The sequence below is a fragment of the Phycicoccus mangrovi genome (genome assembly GCF_018729305.1).
Classification (GTDB): Bacteria; Actinomycetota; Actinomycetes; order Actinomycetales; family Dermatophilaceae; genus Phycicoccus; species Phycicoccus jejuensis.
Window position 1 is genome coordinate 222,750 of sequence record NZ_JAHHWP010000006.1, and the last position, 18,870, is coordinate 241,619.

General features: G+C 72.8%; 16 protein-coding genes. 7 read left to right on the plus strand and 9 right to left on the minus strand.

The genetic code is table 11. From position 1 onward, the window contains the following. Window positions 1–12: 12 nt before the first annotated feature. From dut to KMZ30_RS03745, 4 genes are all read right to left on the minus strand, one after another. Complete coding sequence (gene dut / locus KMZ30_RS03730) at window positions 13–465, minus strand: dUTP diphosphatase (protein ID WP_308279552.1); 453 nt, start codon at window positions 463–465, stop codon at window positions 13–15. Window positions 466–497: 32 nt separating this feature from the next. After that, entirely contained in the window at window positions 498–797 is a 300-nt protein-coding gene (locus KMZ30_RS03735) for a DUF4193 domain-containing protein (RefSeq protein ID WP_030528991.1), read from the minus strand. 160 nt (window positions 798–957) lie between these two features. Then, window positions 958–1,824: an inositol monophosphatase family protein gene (locus KMZ30_RS03740; RefSeq protein WP_215511527.1), complete on the minus strand. Its 867-nt coding sequence runs from the start codon at window positions 1,822–1,824 to the stop codon at window positions 958–960. Beyond that, a complete protein-coding gene (locus KMZ30_RS03745; RefSeq protein ID WP_215511526.1) occupies window positions 1,824–2,930 on the minus strand; it encodes a ferrochelatase in 1,107 nt (368 codons plus the stop codon). Before KMZ30_RS03745 ends, KMZ30_RS03740 begins: the two co-directional genes overlap by 1 nt. A 108-nt stretch (window positions 2,931–3,038) precedes the next feature. On the opposite strand from KMZ30_RS03745, the gene sepH reads away from it, so the two are divergent. After that, the gene (sepH, locus tag KMZ30_RS03750; protein WP_215519857.1) at window positions 3,039–4,184 is read left to right on the plus strand and encodes a septation protein SepH; all 1,146 of its coding nucleotides are present in this window, start codon (window positions 3,039–3,041) and stop codon (window positions 4,182–4,184) included. 233 nt (window positions 4,185–4,417) lie between these two features. Here sepH and KMZ30_RS03755 read toward each other — a convergent pair whose 3' ends face one another. The 4 genes from KMZ30_RS03755 to KMZ30_RS03770 are packed head-to-tail and all read right to left on the minus strand — an operon-like array spanning window position 4,418 to window position 9,546. Then, window positions 4,418–5,095: a thymidine kinase gene (locus KMZ30_RS03755; RefSeq protein ID WP_030528987.1), complete on the minus strand. Its 678-nt coding sequence runs from the start codon at window positions 5,093–5,095 to the stop codon at window positions 4,418–4,420. Window positions 5,096–5,106: 11 nt separating this feature from the next. Beyond that, window positions 5,107–6,240 carry an alkaline phosphatase family protein gene (locus KMZ30_RS03760; RefSeq protein WP_215511524.1) on the minus strand — a complete coding sequence of 378 codons (1,134 nt, stop codon included), beginning with the start codon at window positions 6,238–6,240 and terminating at the stop codon, window positions 5,107–5,109. A gap of 2 nt (window positions 6,241–6,242) precedes the next feature. Beyond that, window positions 6,243–6,833 carry a DUF5998 family protein gene (locus KMZ30_RS03765; RefSeq protein WP_215511523.1) on the minus strand — a complete coding sequence of 197 codons (591 nt, stop codon included), beginning with the start codon at window positions 6,831–6,833 and terminating at the stop codon, window positions 6,243–6,245. Window positions 6,834–6,882: 49 nt separating this feature from the next. Next, on the minus strand, window positions 6,883–9,546 hold the full coding sequence (locus tag KMZ30_RS03770; RefSeq protein ID WP_215511522.1) for a bifunctional acetate--CoA ligase family protein/GNAT family N-acetyltransferase: 2,664 nt from the start codon (window positions 9,544–9,546) through the stop codon (window positions 6,883–6,885). Window positions 9,547–9,599: 53 nt separating this feature from the next. Between KMZ30_RS03770 and KMZ30_RS03775 the strand changes: the two genes are divergently transcribed. The 6 genes from KMZ30_RS03775 (at window position 9,600) to KMZ30_RS03800 (ending at window position 17,395) form a co-directional block, all read left to right on the plus strand. Further along, entirely contained in the window at window positions 9,600–10,205 is a 606-nt protein-coding gene (locus KMZ30_RS03775; protein WP_215511521.1) for a nitroreductase family protein, read from the plus strand. 93 nt (window positions 10,206–10,298) lie between these two features. Further along, the gene (locus tag KMZ30_RS03780; RefSeq protein WP_215511520.1) at window positions 10,299–12,743 is read left to right on the plus strand and encodes a DNA gyrase/topoisomerase IV subunit A; all 2,445 of its coding nucleotides are present in this window, start codon (window positions 10,299–10,301) and stop codon (window positions 12,741–12,743) included. Window positions 12,744–12,914: 171 nt separating this feature from the next. Beyond that, a complete protein-coding gene (locus KMZ30_RS03785) occupies window positions 12,915–14,288 on the plus strand; it encodes an ABC transporter substrate-binding protein (RefSeq protein ID WP_215511519.1) in 1,374 nt (457 codons plus the stop codon). A 90-nt stretch (window positions 14,289–14,378) separates the two neighbouring features. Further along, entirely contained in the window at window positions 14,379–15,398 is a 1,020-nt protein-coding gene (locus tag KMZ30_RS03790) for a carbohydrate ABC transporter permease (protein ID WP_226901689.1), read from the plus strand. 3 nt (window positions 15,399–15,401) lie between these two features. Further along, window positions 15,402–16,352, plus strand: a complete 951-nt coding sequence (locus KMZ30_RS03795; RefSeq protein ID WP_030528978.1) for a carbohydrate ABC transporter permease — start codon at window positions 15,402–15,404, stop codon at window positions 16,350–16,352. 41 nt (window positions 16,353–16,393) lie between these two features. Beyond that, the gene (locus KMZ30_RS03800) at window positions 16,394–17,395 is read left to right on the plus strand and encodes a LacI family DNA-binding transcriptional regulator (RefSeq protein WP_308284302.1); all 1,002 of its coding nucleotides are present in this window, start codon (window positions 16,394–16,396) and stop codon (window positions 17,393–17,395) included. On the opposite strand, the gene KMZ30_RS03805 is transcribed toward KMZ30_RS03800, so the two are convergent. Next, window positions 17,388–18,833, minus strand: a complete 1,446-nt coding sequence (locus KMZ30_RS03805) for an APC family permease (protein WP_226901688.1) — start codon at window positions 18,831–18,833, stop codon at window positions 17,388–17,390. The genes KMZ30_RS03800 and KMZ30_RS03805 overlap by 8 nt on opposite strands. Window positions 18,834–18,870 lie beyond the last annotated feature (37 nt).

An 18,870-nucleotide genomic window follows, 5' to 3' on the forward strand; every position in this document is an offset into this window, starting at 1 on the left:
GTGGTCGGTGGGTCACGGGGTGTCGGTCAAGCCGAAGCCCCCGGTGGACCCGTGTCCAGTCTCTCCCCGGGCGCTGCCGGGAAGCGAATCGGTGGCCGAGAAGTCGGCGTGGAGGTACTCCTGGACGACGAGCTGGGCGATCCGGTCGCCGACCCGCACCGTGAAGCTCTCGGTCGGGTCGAGGTTGACCAGGTTGACCAGCACCTCGCCGCGGTAGCCGGAGTCGACGGTGCCCGGGGCGTTGACGATGCTCACGCCGTGCCGGGCCGCGAGGCCCGAGCGGGGGTGCACCAGCCCCACGGTGCCCGGCGGCAGCGCGAGCGCGATCCCGGTCGGGACCAGCGCCCGCTCCCCCGGCGCCAGGGTCACCTCGGCGACGCTGCTGAGGTCGGCCCCGGCATCCCCCTCGGTGCTGTAGCGCGGGAGGACGGCGTCCTCGTGCAGCCGCCGGACGGCGACGGGCACGCGGGTCGGGCCTCCCACGGGTGCGGTGGGGCTCAGGCCGCGCAGTCGCGGCAGACGAGGACGCCCTTCGCGTCGCTCGCGAGCTGGCTGCGGTGGTGGACGAGGAAGCACTGCGAGCAGGTGAACTCGTCCGCCTGGCGCGGGAGGACCCGCACCGAGAGCTCCTCGCCCGAGAGGTCGGCACCGGGCAGCTCGAAGCCCTCGGCCTGCTCGGTCTCGTCGACGTCCACGCTCGAGGACCGGGAGTCGACGCGCCGGTTCTTCAGCTCCTCGATCGAGTCCTCGGAGACGTCCTCCTCGGTCTTGCGAGGTGCGTCGTAGTCGGTTGCCATGCTGGTGTTCCACCCTTCGTCGTGCCGATCGGCCGGGACAACGCACGGGGTGGCGTCTTTGTGCCCGGTGGGACGATCGTGCGCGCCGAATTGTGCACCATCGCCGGACACCCCCGCCACGCGGGTCCACCCCACGGCCCGGGACGCTCGGAGCGGGTGGTCAACGGGGCTGCCCGAGGCTCCCGACGTGCGCGGCGGTGAGGGGCCGGACGAGGTCCGCGAGGGCGTCCGCGATGCCCGGCGCCCCGGCCCACGTGAGGTCGCGCGAGGCGACGTCGTCGACGCTCCCGCCGACGACCGCGCCGGCCTCGCGGGCGACGAGCTCGCCGGCGGCGCGGTCCCAGGCGTTGAGCCCGCTCTCGTAGTAGCCGTCGAGCCGGCCGGTGGCGACGGCGCACAGGTCGAGCGCGGCGCTGCCGTGCCGGCGGACGTCGCGCACCCGCGGGAGGACCTCGGCGAGGACGGCCGCCTGCCGGGCGCGCACGGCGGCGTCGTACCCGAAGCCGGTGCCGACGAGCGCGAGCGCGAGGTCGGTCGTGCCACGGGCGCGCAGGCGGCGGGTGCCGGCGGCCGTCGTCAGCCAGGCGCCGCCACCGAGGCGGGCGTGGTGCAGCTCGTCGCGCTCGGGGTCGAGCACCGCGCCCGCGACGCTGCGCCAGTGCCCGGGCCGGGTCGGGTCACCGACGACGGCCGCCACCGACACCGCGTAGGCCGGCACGCCGTAGAGGTAGTTCGTCGTCCCGTCGATGGGGTCGACGACCCACGTGACCCCGCTCGTCCCCTCGCGGCCGCCCTCCTCCTCGCCGAGGACGGCGTCGTCCGGGCGCAGCGCGCCGAGCCGGTCGAGCAGCAGCTCCTGGCTGCGCTGGTCCATCTCGGTCACGACGTCGGTGCCCGTCGACTTCGTGCTGAACCCGAGGTCGTCGGGCCGCTCGTCGCGCACGAGCCCCCCGGCCTCGCGGGCCACGCGGCAGGCGACGTCCTCGAGCTGCGCGAGGTCGAGCCCGGCGGGGACGTCGGGGAGCATCAGTCGCTGCCGCACAGGGCCGGCTTGGCCACCCGCAGGTTGGGGCAGCAGCCGGGAGCGCAGACCGACGGCCGGACGTCGCCGGGCAGCCAGGACTCCGGGACGACGACCTCGCCGCGCGCCTCGGCGGCCCGCTCGAGGAGCAGGTCGACGAGGCCCTCGACGAACTCGTCGTCGGCGTGCGGCGTGGGCACCCGGACGAAGGGCACCCCGACCCGCTCGGCGGTCTCGGCCGCCTCGGTGTCGAGGTCGTGGACGACCTCCATGTGGTCGGAGACGAAGCCGATGGGGACGCACACGACCGGGGCGCTCGACTCGGCGGCGAGCTCCTCGATGCGGTCGTTGACGTCCGGCTCGAGCCAGGGCTGGCTCGGCGGTCCGGAGCGCGAGCAGAAGACGAGCTCGCCGCGCAGCTGGACGCCGAGCTGGGCGCCGACGACCTCGTCGAGGCGCCGGCCGAGCCGCAGGTGCTGGTCGGTGTAGAGGTTGCCCTCGCCGTCGCCCGGCCCGGAGGTGTCGTCCATCGCGAGCGGGATCGAGTGCGTCACGTAGAGGATGCGCGCGGCGGCCGGGTCGTCGAGGCCGCGCAGCGCCGTGGCGAGCGCCCGCGCCCACGCGGCACCGAGCCGCGGGTGGTGGACGTACTGGCGCACCTTGTCGACGGCGAGCCCGTCACCGGCCGGACCGACCTGCTCCATCGCGCTCGCGAGGTCCTCGCGGTACTGCCGGCACGAGGAGTAGCAGGAGTAGGCGCTCGTGAAGAGCGAGACGACCCGCGTCGCGCCGCCGTCGAGGGCCTCGTGGAGGGCGTCGGCGAAGAACGGCTCGGAGTTGCGGTTGCCCCAGACGACGGGGATGTCGATGCCCCGGCGCCCCAGCTCGGCCCGCAGGCGGGCGAGAAGGTCGCGGTTGAGGTCGTTGATCGGGCTGCGGCCGCCCCGCGCGTAGTAGTGCTCGCCGACGGCGACGAGGCGCTCGTCGGGGATGTTGCGGCCGGCGGTCACCCGGCGCAGGAACGGCATGACCTCGTCCTCGGACTCGGGGCCGCCGAAGGAGCCCAGCAGGACGACGTCGTAGGGGGCGAGGTCGCCGGTCGCAGCGGTCATGGCACGAGGTTATCCGGGCAATCGGCGGACACCCGGCGTGGGCTCCACCCTCGACGTGCGCGAGGGTGGCATCGTCATCCTGACGACCAGCGACCCGGGAGTACGGACATGCAGGACCTTCGCCTCATCGGCGTCCACGAGGACGGTCAGCACCTCCTGCTCGCGGACGCCGAGGGTGGTCGCTACCGGCTGCCGCTCGACGAGCCGCTGCGCGCCGCCGCGCGGCGCGACCGGCCCCGGCTCGGCCAGCTCCAGATCGAGATGTCCGGCGGGATGCGCCCGCGCGAGGTGCAGGCGCTCATCCGGCGTGGCCTGTCCGCCGAGGAGGTCGCCGAGCGCTCGGGCTGGCCGGTCGAGAAGGTGCACCGCTTCGAGGGCCCGATCCTCGCCGAGCGCGAGCACGTCGCCCGCGTGGCCCGTCGCTGCGCCGTCGGGACCCGCGGCCCGGCCCCGGTCACCCTCGAGGAGCGCGTCGCCGAGCGGCTGCGCGACCGTGACGTCGACCGCGACGACGTCGAGTGGGACTCGGCGCGCGACGACGAGGGCGTCTGGCAGGTCTCGATGGGCTTCGCCGCCGGCGGGCGCCGCCGCACCGCCACCTGGCTGTACGAGCCGCTCGGCGGTTCCGTCACCCCGACCAACGACGAGGCGCGCTGGCTGAGCGAGGACACGACCTCCGGCCTGCTGCCCGCCCCGCACCGCGCGCCGACCCCGGGCGACCTCGACGTGTACGACGTCGACGCCGACGGCGGCATCGAGCGCGCGGGGGGCTCGCCCGCGCCGCGGGCCCGCGAGCCGCACGAGCCGATCGACCTCATGGCCGCGATGCGCGAGCACAGCGCGCGGGGCCGGCGCTCCAAGCGGCGCACCTCCCCGACGCACACGCCCGGCGAGGACGACGGCCGCCCCGACGCGCTGCCCATCGAGGAGCTGGCCCAGGACCCGGTCCTCGCGCCGCCGCCGCCCGCCGCACGCGCCCGGAAGCCGGTCCAGGAGCACCTCGAGGAGCCGACCACGTCGACCGCCCTCGTCGGCGGCTGGCCCGAGGACGACGCCCGCGAGGAGGCCGAGGCCGACCGCGCCGTCCGCGAGGCACCGGTCTCCCCGGCTCCCGAGCCCGCGACGCCTTCGCAGCCCGATCCTGTCGAGCCCCCGGCCGCCTCGGCGCGCCCGTCGGCCGGCCGCAAGGGCCGCCCGAGCGTCCCCAGCTGGGACGACATCGTCTTCGGCACGAAGGGCTCCGGCCCCTCCTGACCCCGGCCACCCCGGCGGTTCGAGGTGAAACCAGACCCTCTCGCGGTCGCTTTTCACCTCGACCCAGCGAGACCCCGGCGGTTCGAGGTGAAACTCGACCCTCTCGCGGTCGGGTTTCACCTCGACCCAATGACGCTTCGGCGGTTCGTCGGCGAGACCCCGGCTCGGAACCGGGGTCTCGTGGACATTTCGGGGTGACCCCGAAAAGGTGAGGCGCGGGGGACGCGTGGGGCTCAGGCGGGTGGCGGGACCGGGCAGGCGTCGAGGTCGAACGGGAGCGTGTCCGGCGTGGGCGACGCCTGGCGCGCCGCGTGGCTGTTCATCCGGCGCATGTGGTGGCGGCGGCACAGCACCTCGTACTCGACGAGCCCCTCGCTCGCGGCCGCGGTGTCGCCGACGACGACCTGGGCGCCCTCGACGACCATGACGCCGTCGACGATGCGCGCGTTGTGCGTGGCCCGGCGCCCGCACCAGCAGAGCGCCTCGACCTGGAGCACCTCGACCCGGTCCGCGAGCTCGATGAAGCGGCGCGAGCCCGGGAAGAGCTCGGTCCGGAAGTCGGCGGTGATGCCGAACGCCGTCACCGCGATGCCGAGCTCGTCGACGAGCCGGGCCAGCTGCTCGACCTGGCGCGGCGTGTAGAACTGCGCCTCGTCGCAGATGACGTAGTCGACCCGCCCGCCGGCGGTCAGCCGCTCGACGACGACGTCCCAGAAGTCCAGGTCGTCACCGACCTCGACGGCGCTCGTCTCGAGCCCGAGGCGCGAGGACAGCACCGACTCCCCCGCCCGGTCCAGCTTCGTGAAGATGATGCCCTGCCGGTCGCGGGCGCGCTGGTTGTGGTCGATCTGCAGGGCAAGGGTCGACTTGCCGCAGTCCATCGTCCCCGAGAAGAACACCAGATCCGCCACGGGCGAACACCCTAGGCGACGCGGGCCGGCGCGTGGACCACCGGCACGTCGAGCTCCTCGGCGGTCAGCGCCCCGTGCATCCCCGCGAGCGCGAGCAGCTGCGGGCGCATCCGCGCGGAGTCGACGAGGCAGAAGTCGTCGTGGGCGACGACGACGAGGTCGCCGATGCGGGGCAGGTGCGCCGGGTCGACCGTCCCGAACCAGCCGGCGGCCACGGCGTCGGCGCGGTGGACGACGCTCGCGCGCTCCCCCAGCCACCCCGACCACGCGGCGGCGACGTCGGCGGCGGCCCCGGGGCGGCAGTAGACGTGGGTGGCTCGCGGCTCGCCGCCGAGCAGGTGCACGCCGTCGAGCATCCCCGGCTCGCGGGCGACGTCGAGGCGCGTCTCCTGCGGGCAGAGGACCATCCCGTGGTCCGCGGTGACGGTGAGGGAGGTGTCGTCGGGCAGCCGGGCCGCGAGGCGCGAGAGCTCGCGGTCGACGGCCTCGAGCTCGGTCGTCCACTCGAAGGACTCGGGCCCGTGGACGTGGCCGAGCTTGTCGACCTCGCCCCAGTAGAGGTAGACGAGCGAGCGAGGGGCCGAGCGCACGGCGGCCAGGGCGGCGTCGACCCGGGCGGCGAGCGCGTCGGCGGCCCGGAAGCGCCCGCCGCGCAGCGCGGCCTGCGTGAGGCCCGAGCCGTCGAAGAAGGCCGGGCCGATGCGGGTCACCGCCACCCCGTCGGCCTCGGCGCGCTCGAACCACGTGGGCAGGCTCTGCCAGCGCTCGGGCACCGGGCCGTCCTCCCACGACAGCTCGTTGAAGATGCGGTCCTCCCCCGGCACCATCACCTCGTACCCGAGCATCCCGTGCGCACCCGACGTCGTGCCGGTGCCGAAGGTGCCCATCGAGGTCGCGGTGGTCGACGGGAAGCCGGCCGGCACCCGCCGCGTCGAGCCCGCGAGCGACCGGAACCAGGGCGCGTGGCCGAGCCGCCGCGAGAGCTGCGCGGCCCCGAGCCCGTCGACGAGGACGACGACGGCCCGCCGCGCCGGGGCCAGCCCCAGCCCGCCGACCGCCCCGGGCACGCCGAGCGACGCGCACACGCACGGGAGGACGTCGGCGAGGCTGCCGGAGGCGTAGTCGGGCGCGGCGGGGAGGAGCACGCTCAGCGCTGCCCGATGGCGCCGGACAGGTCGCGGGCGAAGGCCAGCGCCCGCTGGAGCTTGTCGTCGCCGTCGGCCGCGGCCGAGATGCGCAGCGCGATGTCGTCGCCGGTGATCGTCCCCTCGTAGCCGTGGTCGGCGTCGCAGTCGGGGTCGCTGCACGTGGCCGGCACCATGTCGATGCGGGCCACGGTGCCCCAGCCGAGGGTCAGCGTCACCTCGCGGCCGAGCGTGCCCGGCACGTACGACTCGGGCTTCTCGACGACGTGGGTGAGCATGACGCCCTTGACCGCGGACAGGGGGATGGACTCCGTCGTCGCGGTCGCGACCTCCTGCGGGGCCGGCGGCTCGTCGGCGTGGTCGTCGGCGTGCGCGATGAGCAGCCGGGTCGGGGTGAGGACCAGCACCGTGATGTGCCGCCGGACGACGTCGCGGTCGAACGTCGTCTCGAGGTGCACGAGGTGGTTGTCGATGCGCTCGCTCCCGAGGGCCGCGGAGACGACGTCCGCGACGAGGGCCGGGAAGTAGCCGGCCCGGTCGATGGAGGCGATGAGGTCCGCCGGGAGGGCGGGAGCGTGGTGGGCGCTGGTCATGGGGCCCATTGTGCCGCGCGCCGGCGACGTCCCCCGTGCGAGTCGTCGATCAGGTGAGCGAGCGGCGCCCCGGGTCGATGCGACGCGGCGCCGGCGCGACCGAGATCTCGGCCCCCAGCACCTCGACGCCGCCGGGGTGCGCGTTGACCGGGTTGAGGACGAGCGAGGCGACCTCGGGCATGTCGTCGGCGAGGACGGAGATGCGCGCGATGAGGTCCGCGAGCGCGGCGCGATGGACCGGGGTCTGCCCGCGGTAGCCGTGGAGCACCGGCGCGGCCTTGACCGACGAGATGAGCTCGGAGACGGTGACGTCGGTGAGCGGCGGGATGCGGTACGCGACGTCGCCGAGCAGCTCGGTCGGCAGGCCGGCCACCGAGAAGCCGATGACCGGGCCGAAGAGCGGGTCCTCGTCGGAGGAGACGACGCACGCGACGCCCTGGCTGGCCATCCGCTGCACGACGAAGCGGTCGGCCTGGAGCGGGGCGAGCCGCTCGCTGAGCGAGGCCCACGCGGCGCGCAGCGAGCGCTCGCCGTCGAGGTCGACGCGCACGCCGCCCGAGCCGCCCTGGTGGCGCACCATCGGGGCGACGGACTTGAGGACGACCGGGTAGCCCACACGCTCGGCGGCGGCGACGGCGTCCTCGACGGTCGCGACCTCCTGCTGCCCCCAGAGGTCGACCCCGTAGGCCGACAGCAGGGCGGTGGCCTCGTCGTGGGTGAGCCGGCGGCCGTTCGGGTGCACCGAGAGGACGGTCTCGACGACGTCCTCGGCGACGCGCCGGTTGATGCCGACGGGTGCGACCGGGGTGCCGTGGTCGCGGGCCCGCCACTGCCCGTACCGGGTCGCGGCGGCGAGCGCGCGCACGGCGTCCTCGGGCATCGCGTAGACCGGGATGGCCCGGACCTCGCCGCCGGTGCCCGTCACCGAGCCGCGGTCGTCGACGCCGCGCAGGCCGAGGAAGGTCGCGACGCACGGCTTGTCGGACTCGGCGGCCGCCGCGCGGACGGCCGCGGCGACGTCGGCGTCACCGGTCGCGAGCGGCGGGATGAAGCACGAGACGACCGAGTCGACCCCGGGGTCCTCGAACGCGCGCCGCAGGGCGGCGTGGAAGTCCTCGGCCGACGCCTCGCTGGGCAGGCTGACCGGCCCGTGCGCGACGGTCAGCCCCCAGCTGGCGCACGCGTCGCCGGTCAGCGCCCCGAGGGCGGCGGAGTTGCCGACGACGGCCACGCGGTCGCCCGCCGGCAGCGGCTGGTGGACGACGAGCTGGCCGACGTCGAAGAGCTGGTGGACGTTCTCGACGCGGATGACGCCCGCCTGGTTGAGCATCGCCCGGAAGACCTCGGGGCGCGCCTTGGTCTCGCGCACCGCGTGCCCCGGCGGGACCCCGAAGCGCGAGACGCCGGACTTGACGACGATGACCGGCTTGATGAGCGCGAGCTTGCGCGCGATCCGAGAGAACTTGCGCGGGTTGCCCATCGACTCCAGGTACAGGCCGACCGCGTCGGTGGAGGAGTCGTCGATCCAGTACTGCATGAAGTCGTTGCCGGACACGTCCGCCCGGTTGCCGGCCGAGCCGAAGGTCGAGATGCCGAGGTTGCGCCGGGCGGCCGACGCGAGCACGGCGATGCCGAGCGCCCCCGACTGCGCGAAGAGCCCGAGCCGGCCGGGCGGCGGCAGCGTCGGCGCGAGGGTGGCGTTGAGCCGCACCTCGGGGTCGTTGTTGATGATGCCGAAGGAGTTCGGGCCGATGACGCGCATCCCGGCGCCGCGGGCCCGCCGCACGAGCTCGGCCTGGCGCGCGGCCCCCTCCGGGCCGTCCTCGGCGAAGCCCGCGGACACGACGAGCAGCGCCTTGACGCCCACCTCCGCGCAGTCGTCGACGACGTCGAGCACGGCCGCGGCGGGCACCGCGACGATGGCCAGGTCGACCGTCCCGGGCACGTCGCGCACGGTCGGGTAGCAGGTCAGCCGGCGCACCTTCTTCGAGCTCGGGTTGACCGGCACGACCCGGCCGGCGAACCCCGACTCCAGGAGCCGGTCGAGCAGCTGTCCGCCGAAGGTGTCGGTGCGCCGGCTCGCGCCGACGACGGCGATGGTGTCCGGGGTGAGCACCGAGTGCAGGCTCTGGGCCTCGGCGCGGTGCTCGCGGCTCATCTCGACGGCCCGCGAGCGGTCGGTGGGCTCGATGTCGAAGCCGACCTCGACGACGCCGTCCTCGACCCGACGCGCCACCTCGTAGCCGGCGTCGGAGAAGACGGCGAGCATCTTGCGGTTCTGCGGCAGCACCTCGGCGGTGAAGCGGGCGATGCCGACGTCGCGGGCGATGGCGGCGAGGTGCTCGAGCAGCACCGACCCGATGCCCTTGCCCTGGTAGTGGTCGCTGATGTTGAACGCGACCTCGGCGCTGCGGGCGTCGAGCCGGTCGAAGCGCCCGACCCCGATGATCTCCTCGCGCATCGTCACGACGAGCGCGACGCGGTCGGTGTAGTCGACGTGCGTGAACCGGTGGACGTCGGCGTCCGAGAGGCGGCGCAGCGGCGCGAAGAAGCGCAGGTAGATCGACTCGTCGGACTGCGCGTTGTGGAAGCGGCGCAGGGCGTCGCCGTCGGCGGGGCGGATGGGCCGGACGCTCGCCACCGTGCCGTCGCGGAGCACCACGTCGGCCTCCCACGCGATGGGGTAGCCCGGGGGGAGCGTCGCCTCCGCCATGCCTCCATCCTGCCACCCGGGGACGGCCCGCGCGTGACGGGCACACTGTCGGGGTGGAGCTCGACGAGGCCGTCCGACGGCGGCGCATGGTCCGACGGTTCGACCCGGCGCGGCCGGTGCCGGAGGCGGTGGTCCGCGACCTCGTCGCGCTCGCCGTCCGGGCGCCGAGCGCGGGCTTCAGCCAGGGCTGGGACTTCGTCGCGCTGTCCGACGCGGCCGACCGCGAGCGCTACTGGGCCGCGGCGTCCGGCCCGGGCGCACCCGACGCCTGGCTGCGGGGCGTCTCGGCCGCGCCGGTCCTGCTGCTGTGCCTGTCCGACCCCGACGCCTACCTCGACCGCTACGCCGAGCCCGACAAGGGGTGGGCCGACCGCGACCCGGCCCGCTGGCCGGTCCCCTACTGGGACACCGACACGGCGATGGCGGCGATGCTCGTGCTGCTCGGCGCGGTCGACCGCGGGCTCGGGGCGCTGTTCTTCGGCGTGCCCGCCGAGCGCCACGACGAGGTCCTGGCGGCCTTCGACGTGCCCGCCGGGCGCCGGCTCGTCGGGGTCGTCGCCCTGGGCCACGAGGCCGAGCGGGTGTCCGGGTCGGCGCGCACGCGCCGCCGCCGCGGGGTCGACGAGGTGCTGCACCGGGGCCGGTTCGGAGTGTCGTGACGACCCCGACGGGGGCGTTTGTGAGGATGGGGGCGACCCCTGCCGGGGTCTGACCCCGGCGCACCGCACGAGCACGAGGACGGCCGCCACCCCATGGCCAAGCGCACGACCCCCCCGCCTCCCCCCGAGGACTCCCTCGGCACCGTCGTCGACATCGACGTCGAGGAGGAGATGCGCACCGCGTTCCTCGAGTACTCCTACAGCGTCATCTACTCCCGCGCGCTGCCCGACGCCCGCGACGGCCTCAAGCCGGTCCAGCGGCGCATCCTCTACGGGATGTCCGAGCTCGGCCTGCGCCCGGAGCGCCCGCACGTCAAGTCCTCCCGCGTCGTCGGCGAGGTCATGGGCAAGTACCACCCCCACGGCGACCAGGCGATCTACGACGCCCTCGTGCGCCTGGCGCAGCCCTGGACGATGCGCCTGCCGCTCGTCGACGGCCACGGCAACTTCGGCTCCCTCGACGACGGCCCGGCCGCCTCGCGCTACACCGAGGCCCGGATGGCCCCCGCCGCGCTGCTCATGGTCACCGGTCTCGACGAGCAGACCGTCGACTTCGTCCCCAACTACGACGACTCCCTCGAGCAGCCCGGCGTCCTGCCCGCGGCCTACCCGAACCTCCTCGTCAATGGCACGAGCGGCATCGCCGTCGGCATGGCGACGAACATGGCGCCGCACAACCTCGTCGAGGTCATCGGCGCCGCCCGCCACCTCCTGGACCACCCGGACTGCTCGCTCGACGACCTCATGAAGTTCGTCCCCGGCCCCGACCTGCCCGGCGGCGGCCGGATCGTCGGGCTCGACGGCATCCGCGACGCCTACCTCACCGGCCGCGGCAAGTTCCTCACCCGCGCCACCGCCCGCGTCGAGAAGCTCACCCCACGCCGGATGGGCATCGTCGTCACCGAGCTGCCCTACCTCGTCGGCCCCGAGAAGGTCATCGAGCGGGTCAAGGTCCTCGTCCAGGCCAAGAAGCTCCAGGGCATCTCCGACGTCAAGGACCTCACCGACCGCAAGAACGGCCTGCGCCTGGTCTTCGAGGTCAAGAACGGCTTCAACCCCGAGGCCGTCCTCGAGCAGCTCTACAAGCACACGCCGATGGAGGACTCCTTCGGCATCAACAACGTCGCGCTCGTCGACGGCCAGCCGCAGACCCTCGGGCTCAAGGAGCTGCTGCGCGTCTACGTGCAGTTCCGCACCGACGTCGTGCGCCGGCGCACCGAGTACCGCCTCGGCAAGCGCAAGGACCGGCTGCACCTCGTCGAGGGCCTGCTCGTCGCGATCCTCGACATCGACGAGGTCATCCAGCTGATCCGCGGCAGCGACGACGCCGCCGCCGCACGCACCCGGCTCATCGACGTCTTCGACCTCTCCGAGGTCCAGGCCGAGTACATCCTCGAGCTCCAGCTGCGCCGGCTCACGAAGTTCTCGCGGATCGAGCTCGAGGCCGAGCGCGACGAGCTCAAGCGCCTCATCGAGGAGCTCGAGGCCATCCTCGCCGACGAGAAGCTGCTGCGCCGCACCGTCTCCGGCGAGCTCGCCGACGTCGCCAAGGCCCACGGCACACCCCGCCGCACGGTGCTCCTGGAGTCGGCCGGCACGCCGGTCACCCAGACCACGCCGCTCGAGGTGAGCGACGACCCGTGCTGGGTGCTGCTCTCCTCGACCGGCCTGCTGGCCCGTACCTCCTCCGCCGAACCGATCCCCGCGGACGGTCCGCGCGCCAAGCACGACGCGATCGTCGGGGCCGTGCGCACCACCGCGAGAGGCGAGTTCGCACTCGTCACCTCCCGCGGCCGGATGGTCCGGATGTCCGCCCTCGAGCTGCCGGCCCTGCCGCCGCTCGGCGGCTCCCCCAGCCTCTCCGGGGGCGCTCCGCTCGCCGTCTACGTCGACCTGCCGCGTGGCGAGGAGCCGCTGACCATCGTCTCGCTCGACCCCGACGGCCCGGGCCTCGCGCTCGGCACGGCGCAGGGCGTCGTCAAGCGCGTCGTGCCCGAGTACCCGAAGAGCCCCGACTGGGAGGTCGTCTCGCTCAGGGACGGCGACACGGTCGTCGGCGCGGTCGAGCTGCGCGACGGCGCCGAGGACCTCGTGTTCGTCTCCAACGACGCGCAGCTGCTGCGCTTCCCTGCGTCGTCGGTCCGGCCGCAGGGTCGCGCCGCCGGCGGCATGGCGGGGATCCGCCTCTCCCCCAAGGCGTCTGCGGTCTTCTTCGGGGCCGTCGACCCGGCGGCCGAGAACGTCGTCGTCACCTCGTCCGGTTCGTCGGACGCGCTGCCGGGCACCCAGCCGGGCTCGCTCAAGGTCGCGCCGTACACCGAGTACCCGGCCAAGGGTCGGGCGACCGGCGGCGTGCGCGCGCACCGGTTCCTGCGCGGCGAGGACACGCTCGTCCTCGCCTGGGTCGGCGCGCTGCCGGCCCGCGCGTCGGGTGCCGGCGGCGTCGCCCTCGAGCTCCCCGCGGCGACGGGGAGGCGCGACGGCTCCGGTGCGCCGCACCCGACGGTCGTCGCGGGCATCGGCGCGCCCGTCCGCTAGGGCCACGAGCGGCCGGATCGCCAGTCGGGCGACGGCCGTGTTACGTAATCGTTACCGCACACGCTCGACAGGGCGTTGACCCGCATGTGTAAACGCTTTTACGTTACTCCCGGTTCCCCTCACCGCCGAGGCATCCCGCCTCGGTGCGACCCAGTGAAATGGAGGCGGGCAATGGCCCTCATCTCGACGCGCCGCGCCCTGGCGTTCTCCGGAGTCCTGGCGGTGGCCCTCAGCGCCACGGCCTGCGGTTCCGGTGACTCCGGCGGTTCCGGCGACACCGCGAGCAGCGGTGGCACCAGCAGCATCGACTGCGCGCCCTACACGGCGTTCGGCGACCTCAAGGGCAAGACGGTCACCGTCTACACCTCGATCACCGCGCCCGAGGACGGGCCGCACATCGCGTCCTACAAGCCGTTCGAGGACTGCACCGGCGTCACGATCAAGTACGAAGGCTCCAAGGAGTTCGAGGCCCAGCTGCCGGTCCGCGTCAAGGGTGGCAACGCCCCCGACATCGCGTACCTGCCCCAGCCCGGTCTGCTCCAGACGATGGTCGCGACCGGCCAGGTGAAGCCGGCCCCGGCCGAGGTCACCGCCAACGTCGACAAGAACATGCCCGACTTCAAGGAGTACGGCACCGTCGACGGCACGTTCTACGCCGCCGCGCTCGGCGCCAACGTCAAGTCCTTCGTCTGGTACTCGCCGCAGATGTTCGCCGACGGTGGCTACCAGATCCCGAAGACCTGGGACGAGCTCCTCGCCCTGACCGACAAGATCTCCAAGGACAACCCGGACGCCAAGCCGTGGTGCGCGGGCATCGAGTCCGGCGACGCCACCGGCTGGCCGGCGACGGACTGGGTCGAGGACGTCATGCTCCGCACCGCGGGTGCCGAGACCTACGACAAGTGGGTCAAGCACGAGATCCCCTTCAACGACCCGTCGGTCGCCACGGCTCTCGCCGAGGTCGGCAAGATCCTCAAGAACCCGGCCTACGTCAACGGTGGCTTCGGTGACGTCAAGACGATCGCCTCCACGTCCTTCCAGGACGCGGGCCAGCCGATCCTCGACGGCTCCTGCTACATGCACCGCCAGGCCTCGTTCTACGCGGCCAACTGGCCCGAGGGCACCAAGGTCGCCGAGGACGGCGACGTCTGGGCCTTCTACCTGCCGTCGAAGACCGCGGAGGACCGCCCGGTCCTCGGTGGTGGCGAGTTCGTCGCCGCCTTCGCCGACCGTCCCGAGGTCAAGGCCTTCCAGACCTACCTCTCCTCGGTCGAGTGGGCCAACGAGCGCGCGAAGACCTGCGGCTCCGGTGGCTGCGTCACCGCCAACAAGAACGCCGACGCCTCGCTGCTGAAGAACCCGGTCGACAAGCTGTCGGCCGAGCAGCTGACCGACGCGAACGCCACCTTCCGCTTCGACGGCTCGGACCTCATGCCGGGCGCCGTGGGTGCGGGCACCTTCTGGAAGGGCATGACCGACTGGATCACCGGCAAGGACGACAAGTCCACGCTCGACTACATCGAGCAGTCCTGGCCGAAGTCCTGACCTGACCACAGGTCCACGAGCCGGGGTGGGGTGGGCGTTCCCGCCCTGCCCCGGCTCCCCCTTTCCGAGACACCCCGAAAGGCGGTCGTGATGGTGTCCAGCGTGGTGCAGGCCCTCCCGGTCGGTATCCTCCCCGAACCCCTGCTGCGTGCCGAGAGCACCGGCGGCAAGTTCCTCCTCATGGCCTTCGCGGTCCTGCTGTTCGCCGCGATCTTCGGCCTCGTCCTCTTCCTCGCCTCGCTGTTCAAGGGCCGCGAGGGAGAGAAGGTCCAGGGCTTCCTCTTCGCCCTCCCCGCGATCTTCCTCCTGGCCGTCGGCCTGCTCTACCCGGCGATCCTCACGATCATCCAGTCGCTGCGCGGCCGCTCCGGCGAGGCCGGCTTCTCGCTCGACAACTACGTCCAGATGTTCACGCAGCCCGAGCTGCTCACCGTCCTGCGCAACACCGCGCTCTGGGTGGTCCTCGTGCCGTTCCTCGCGACGGCGATCGGCCTGCTCTACGCGATCCTCATCGACCGCGCCCGCGGCGAGGCCTTCGCCAAGGCCCTGATCTTCCTGCCGATGGCCATCTCGATGGTCGGCGCCGGCATCATCTGGAAGTTCGTCTACCAGTACAAGCAGACCGAGCGGCCGCAGATCGGCCTGCTCAACGGCGTCCTCAAGGCGCTGGGCTTCGAGACCCAGCAGTTCCTCCTCGACGCGCCGCTCAACACCCTCATGCTCATCGTCGTCATGGTCTGGATCCAGGCCGGCTTCGCGATGACCGTGCTCTCGGCCGCGATCAAGGCCATCCCCGACGACATCATCGAGGCCGCCCGCCTCGACGGCGTCTCCGGCTTCCGGATGTTCCGGTTCATCACGCTGCCGAGCATCCGCTCCGCCCTCGTCGTCGTCCTCACGACGATCGGCATCGGCACGCTCAAGGTCTTCGACATCGTCCGGACCATGACGGCCGGCCAGTTCGACACCTCGGTCGTGGCCAACGAGTTCTACAACCAGAGCTTCCGCTACAACGCCCCGGGCCTCGGCGCGGCGCTCGCGGTCCTGCTCTTCATCCTCGTCATCCCGATCGTCACCTACAACATCGTGCAGATGCGGAAGGAGGCCTGAGCCGTGAGCACCCTCCAGCCCGCCGCCACGCCAGAGTCCGTCACCACCGAGAGCGGCGTCACCGTCACCGGCAAGCGCCGCAAGAAGTCCGCCGCCGGCAACGCCGCCAAGGCGATCTCCTCGCCGTGGGCCTCCCTCGTCGCCGTCGTCATCGCGGTCCTGTGGACGCTCCCGACGATCGGCCTGCTCGTCACATCGTTCCGCCGCCAGATCGACATCCAGCGCACCGGCTGGTGGACGGCGTTCAGCAACCCGGGTGACTTCACGCTCGAGAACTACCGCCAGGCGCTCGCGCCGAGCAGCACCTCGAGCTTCAGCCAGTACTTCATCAACACGATCGTCATCACCGTCCCGGCGGTGCTCCTGCCGATCTTCCTCGCCTCGCTCGCGGCCTACGCCTTCGCGTGGATGCCGTTCCCGGGGCGCGACTGGCTCTTCGTCGCCGTCTTCGCGCTGCAGATCGTGCCCCTCCAGGTCGCGCTCATCCCGCTGCTCGACATCTACGTCAACAAGCTCGGGTTCGGTGCGTCCTACTGGAGCGTCTGGTTGTCGCACACGATCTTCGCGCTACCGCTGGCGACGTTCCTCATCCACAACTTCATGAAGGAGCTGCCCGGCGAGCTCATGGAGGCCGCCCGGGTCGACGGTGCGGGGCACGTGACGATCTTCTTCAAGATCCTCCTGCCGCTGCTCACCCCGGCCCTCGCGGCGTTCGGCATCTTCCAGTTCCTCTGGGTCTGGAACGACCTGCTCGTCTCGCTCGTGTTCCTCGGCGGCACACCGGACGTCGCGCCGGTGACGGTGCGCGTCGCGGAGCTGTCCGGGTCGCGCGGCAGCGCCTGGTACATCCTCTCGGCCGGTGCGTTCATCTCGATGGTCGTCCCCGTCGCGGTGTTCCTCGCCCTCCAGCGCTTCTTCGTCCGCGGCCTGCTCGCGGGCGGGCTCAAGGGCTGAGCGCGGCCGGACCACCGGGAAGAGGTCTCGTCATCAGCACCATCACGGACGTCGCGCGGGCGGCCGGGGTCTCCGTGGCCACGGTCTCCCGCGCGCTCCGGGGCCTGGACCGGGTCTCCCCCGAGACCCGGCAGCGGGTCCTCGAGGTCGCCGAGGAGCTGCACTACGTCGCGTCGCCGACGGCGACGTCCCTCGCCTCCGGGCGGACCAGGGTCGTCGCGGTCGTCGCGCCGTTCCTCACCCGCTGGTTCTTCGCGACCCTCGTGAGCGCCATCGAGAAGGAGCTGCGCTCGCACGGGCACCACGCGATCCTCTTCGACCTCGAGGACGACAGCTACGACCAGCGCCTCCCCCTCACCCAGAACATGCTCTGGAAGCGGGTCGACGGCGTCATCACCCTCAACGTGCCGATGGAGCAGGAGGAGGTCGACCTCGTCGACCGGCTCGGCCTCCCGCTCGTCGCGATCGGCTCCGCGGTCCCCGGCCGCGCCTGCGTGCGCATCGACGACGGCGCGACGATGCGCACCGCCGTCGAGCACCTCATCTCCCTGGGCCACCGCCGGATCGGCTACATCGGCGACGTCCCGCGCAACGTCGCGCACGTCCAGACGCCGCAGGACCGCCTGACCGCCTTCCGCGCGACGATGGCCGAGGCCGGCCTCGAGGTCGTCGAGGACTGGATCCTCGGCTCGGACTGGACCGCCGAGGCGGCCGCCCGCGACAGCGCGGTCCTGCTCTCCCGTTCCGAGCGCCCGACCGCCGTCGTCGCCGCGTCGGACGAGATGGCCATCGGCGTGCGCGAGAGCGCCCGCAAGGGCGGCCTGCGCGTCCCGGAGGACCTCTCGGTCATCGGGATCGACGACTACGTGCTCTCCGGCGTCCTCGGGCTGACGACCGTGCGCCAGGACGTCGCCGCCCAGGGCCGCGAGGCCGCGGTCCTGCTGCTGCGCGCCCTGACCGGCGAGGAGCCGGCGCTCGAGCAGGTCGTCATGCCGACCGAGCTCGTCGTGCGCGAGTCGACCGGCCCCGTCCCCGTCAGTTGACGCTGCCCTCGGACTCCGCGAGGTCCTCGGGGTCTCGAAGGTAGGTCTTCTTCCCGCGGATCGCGCGGTTGGCGAACCACGTGACGGCCCAGAGGACGACGCCGATCGCGAGCAGCCACCCGGCGATCTGGTACTGCAACCCGTCGCGGCCGGTCCACGGGCCGACGAAGAACGCACAGAGCACCGCGCCGATCACGGGCAGGACGGTCGGCGCGACGAAGTGCGTCCGGTCGATCCGGTCCCGGCGCAGGACGAGCACGCAGACGTTGACGATCGTGAAGACGCCGAGCAGGAGCAGCGCCGTGGTGCCACCGAGCGCCGAGATGACCTGGCCCTCCGCGTTCTGCGTCACGACGACGATGAGCCCGACCGCGATGGCCGTCGTGAAGAGGATGGCCGCCCAGGGGGTCTGCCGCCCGCGGTGCACCTTCCCGAGGAACGGCGGCAGGACCTCCTGGCGGGCCATGCCGTAGAGCAGGCGGCTGGCCATGAGCATGTTGATGAGGGCCGAGTTGGCGACGGCGAACATCGAGATGAACGGCAGCAGGGTCGAGATGGGGATGTCCGGTGCCGCGGTCTCGACGACGGTGACCAGCGGGGTGTCACCGCTCGAGAGCTCGCCGACCGGGACGATCGCGACGGCGAAGAGCGCGACGAGGACGTAGATGGCGCCGGTGATGCCGAGGCCGGTGAGCATCATCTTCGGGAAGTTGCGGACCGGGTCCTTGGTCTCCTCGGCCATGTTGACCGAGTCCTCGAAGCCGACCATCGCGAAGAACGCGAGCGAGGTGGCGGCCGTGACGGCGAGGAAGGCGTTCTTGTCGCCGGGGCTGTCGAAGACGACCGTCCGGCTGAAGTCGGTGCGGCCGGCGAAGAGGGCGTAGAAGCCGACCATGATGACGAGGAGCAGACCGGAGAGCTCGACGCAGGTGAGGACGATGTTCGCCTTGACCGACTCCCCCACCCCGCGGAAGTTGACGAGCGCGACCAGGCCCATGAACAGCAGCGCGATCGCCATGACGAGCGTCGCGTTGTCGGCGTCCAGCCCGAAGCCGACGGCGAAGTTCGCCGCGAAGGCCCGCGAGGCCGTCGACGCGCTCGTGATGCCGGAGCACATGACGGTGAAGGCGACGATGAAGGTGACGAAGTGCAGCCCGAACGCCTTGTGCGTGTACAGGGCGGCGCCCGCGGCCTGCGGGTACTTCGTCACGAGCTCGAGGTAGGAGAACGCGGTGATCGTCGCGATGACGAACGCGACGAGGAAGGGCACCCACGCCGCACCGCCGACCTCTGCGGCCACCTCACCGGTCAGCGCGTAGACGCCGGTGCCGAGGATGTCCCCGACGATGAACAGCAGGAGGAGCTTCGGCCCCATGACCCGCTTGAGCTCGGTGGGCTCCTCGCCCGCGACCCGTCCCTGCTCGACCTCGGTACTCATCGTCGGTCCCCTCTGCGGGACGCCTCCCGTCCGGCGT

Coding starts and splice junctions, on each gene's coding strand:
- KMZ30_RS03745 (WP_215511526.1), bottom strand. CDS start 2,930: ATGACCGCTGCGACCGGCGACCTCGCCCCCTACGACGTCGTCCTGCTG.
- KMZ30_RS03770 (WP_215511522.1), bottom strand. CDS start 9,546: ATGGCGGAGGCGACGCTCCCCCCGGGCTACCCCATCGCGTGGGAGGCC.
- KMZ30_RS03735 (WP_030528991.1), bottom strand. CDS start 797: ATGGCAACCGACTACGACGCACCTCGCAAGACCGAGGAGGACGTCTCC.
- sepH (WP_215519857.1), top strand. CDS start 3,039: ATGCAGGACCTTCGCCTCATCGGCGTCCACGAGGACGGTCAGCACCTC.
- KMZ30_RS03765 (WP_215511523.1), bottom strand. CDS start 6,833: ATGACCAGCGCCCACCACGCTCCCGCCCTCCCGGCGGACCTCATCGCC.
- KMZ30_RS03805 (WP_226901688.1), bottom strand. CDS start 18,833: ATGAGTACCGAGGTCGAGCAGGGACGGGTCGCGGGCGAGGAGCCCACC.
- KMZ30_RS03790 (WP_226901689.1), top strand. CDS start 14,379: ATGGTGTCCAGCGTGGTGCAGGCCCTCCCGGTCGGTATCCTCCCCGAA.
- KMZ30_RS03740 (WP_215511527.1), bottom strand. CDS start 1,824: ATGCTCCCCGACGTCCCCGCCGGGCTCGACCTCGCGCAGCTCGAGGAC.
- KMZ30_RS03785 (WP_215511519.1), top strand. CDS start 12,915: ATGGCCCTCATCTCGACGCGCCGCGCCCTGGCGTTCTCCGGAGTCCTG.
- KMZ30_RS03780 (WP_215511520.1), top strand. CDS start 10,299: ATGGCCAAGCGCACGACCCCCCCGCCTCCCCCCGAGGACTCCCTCGGC.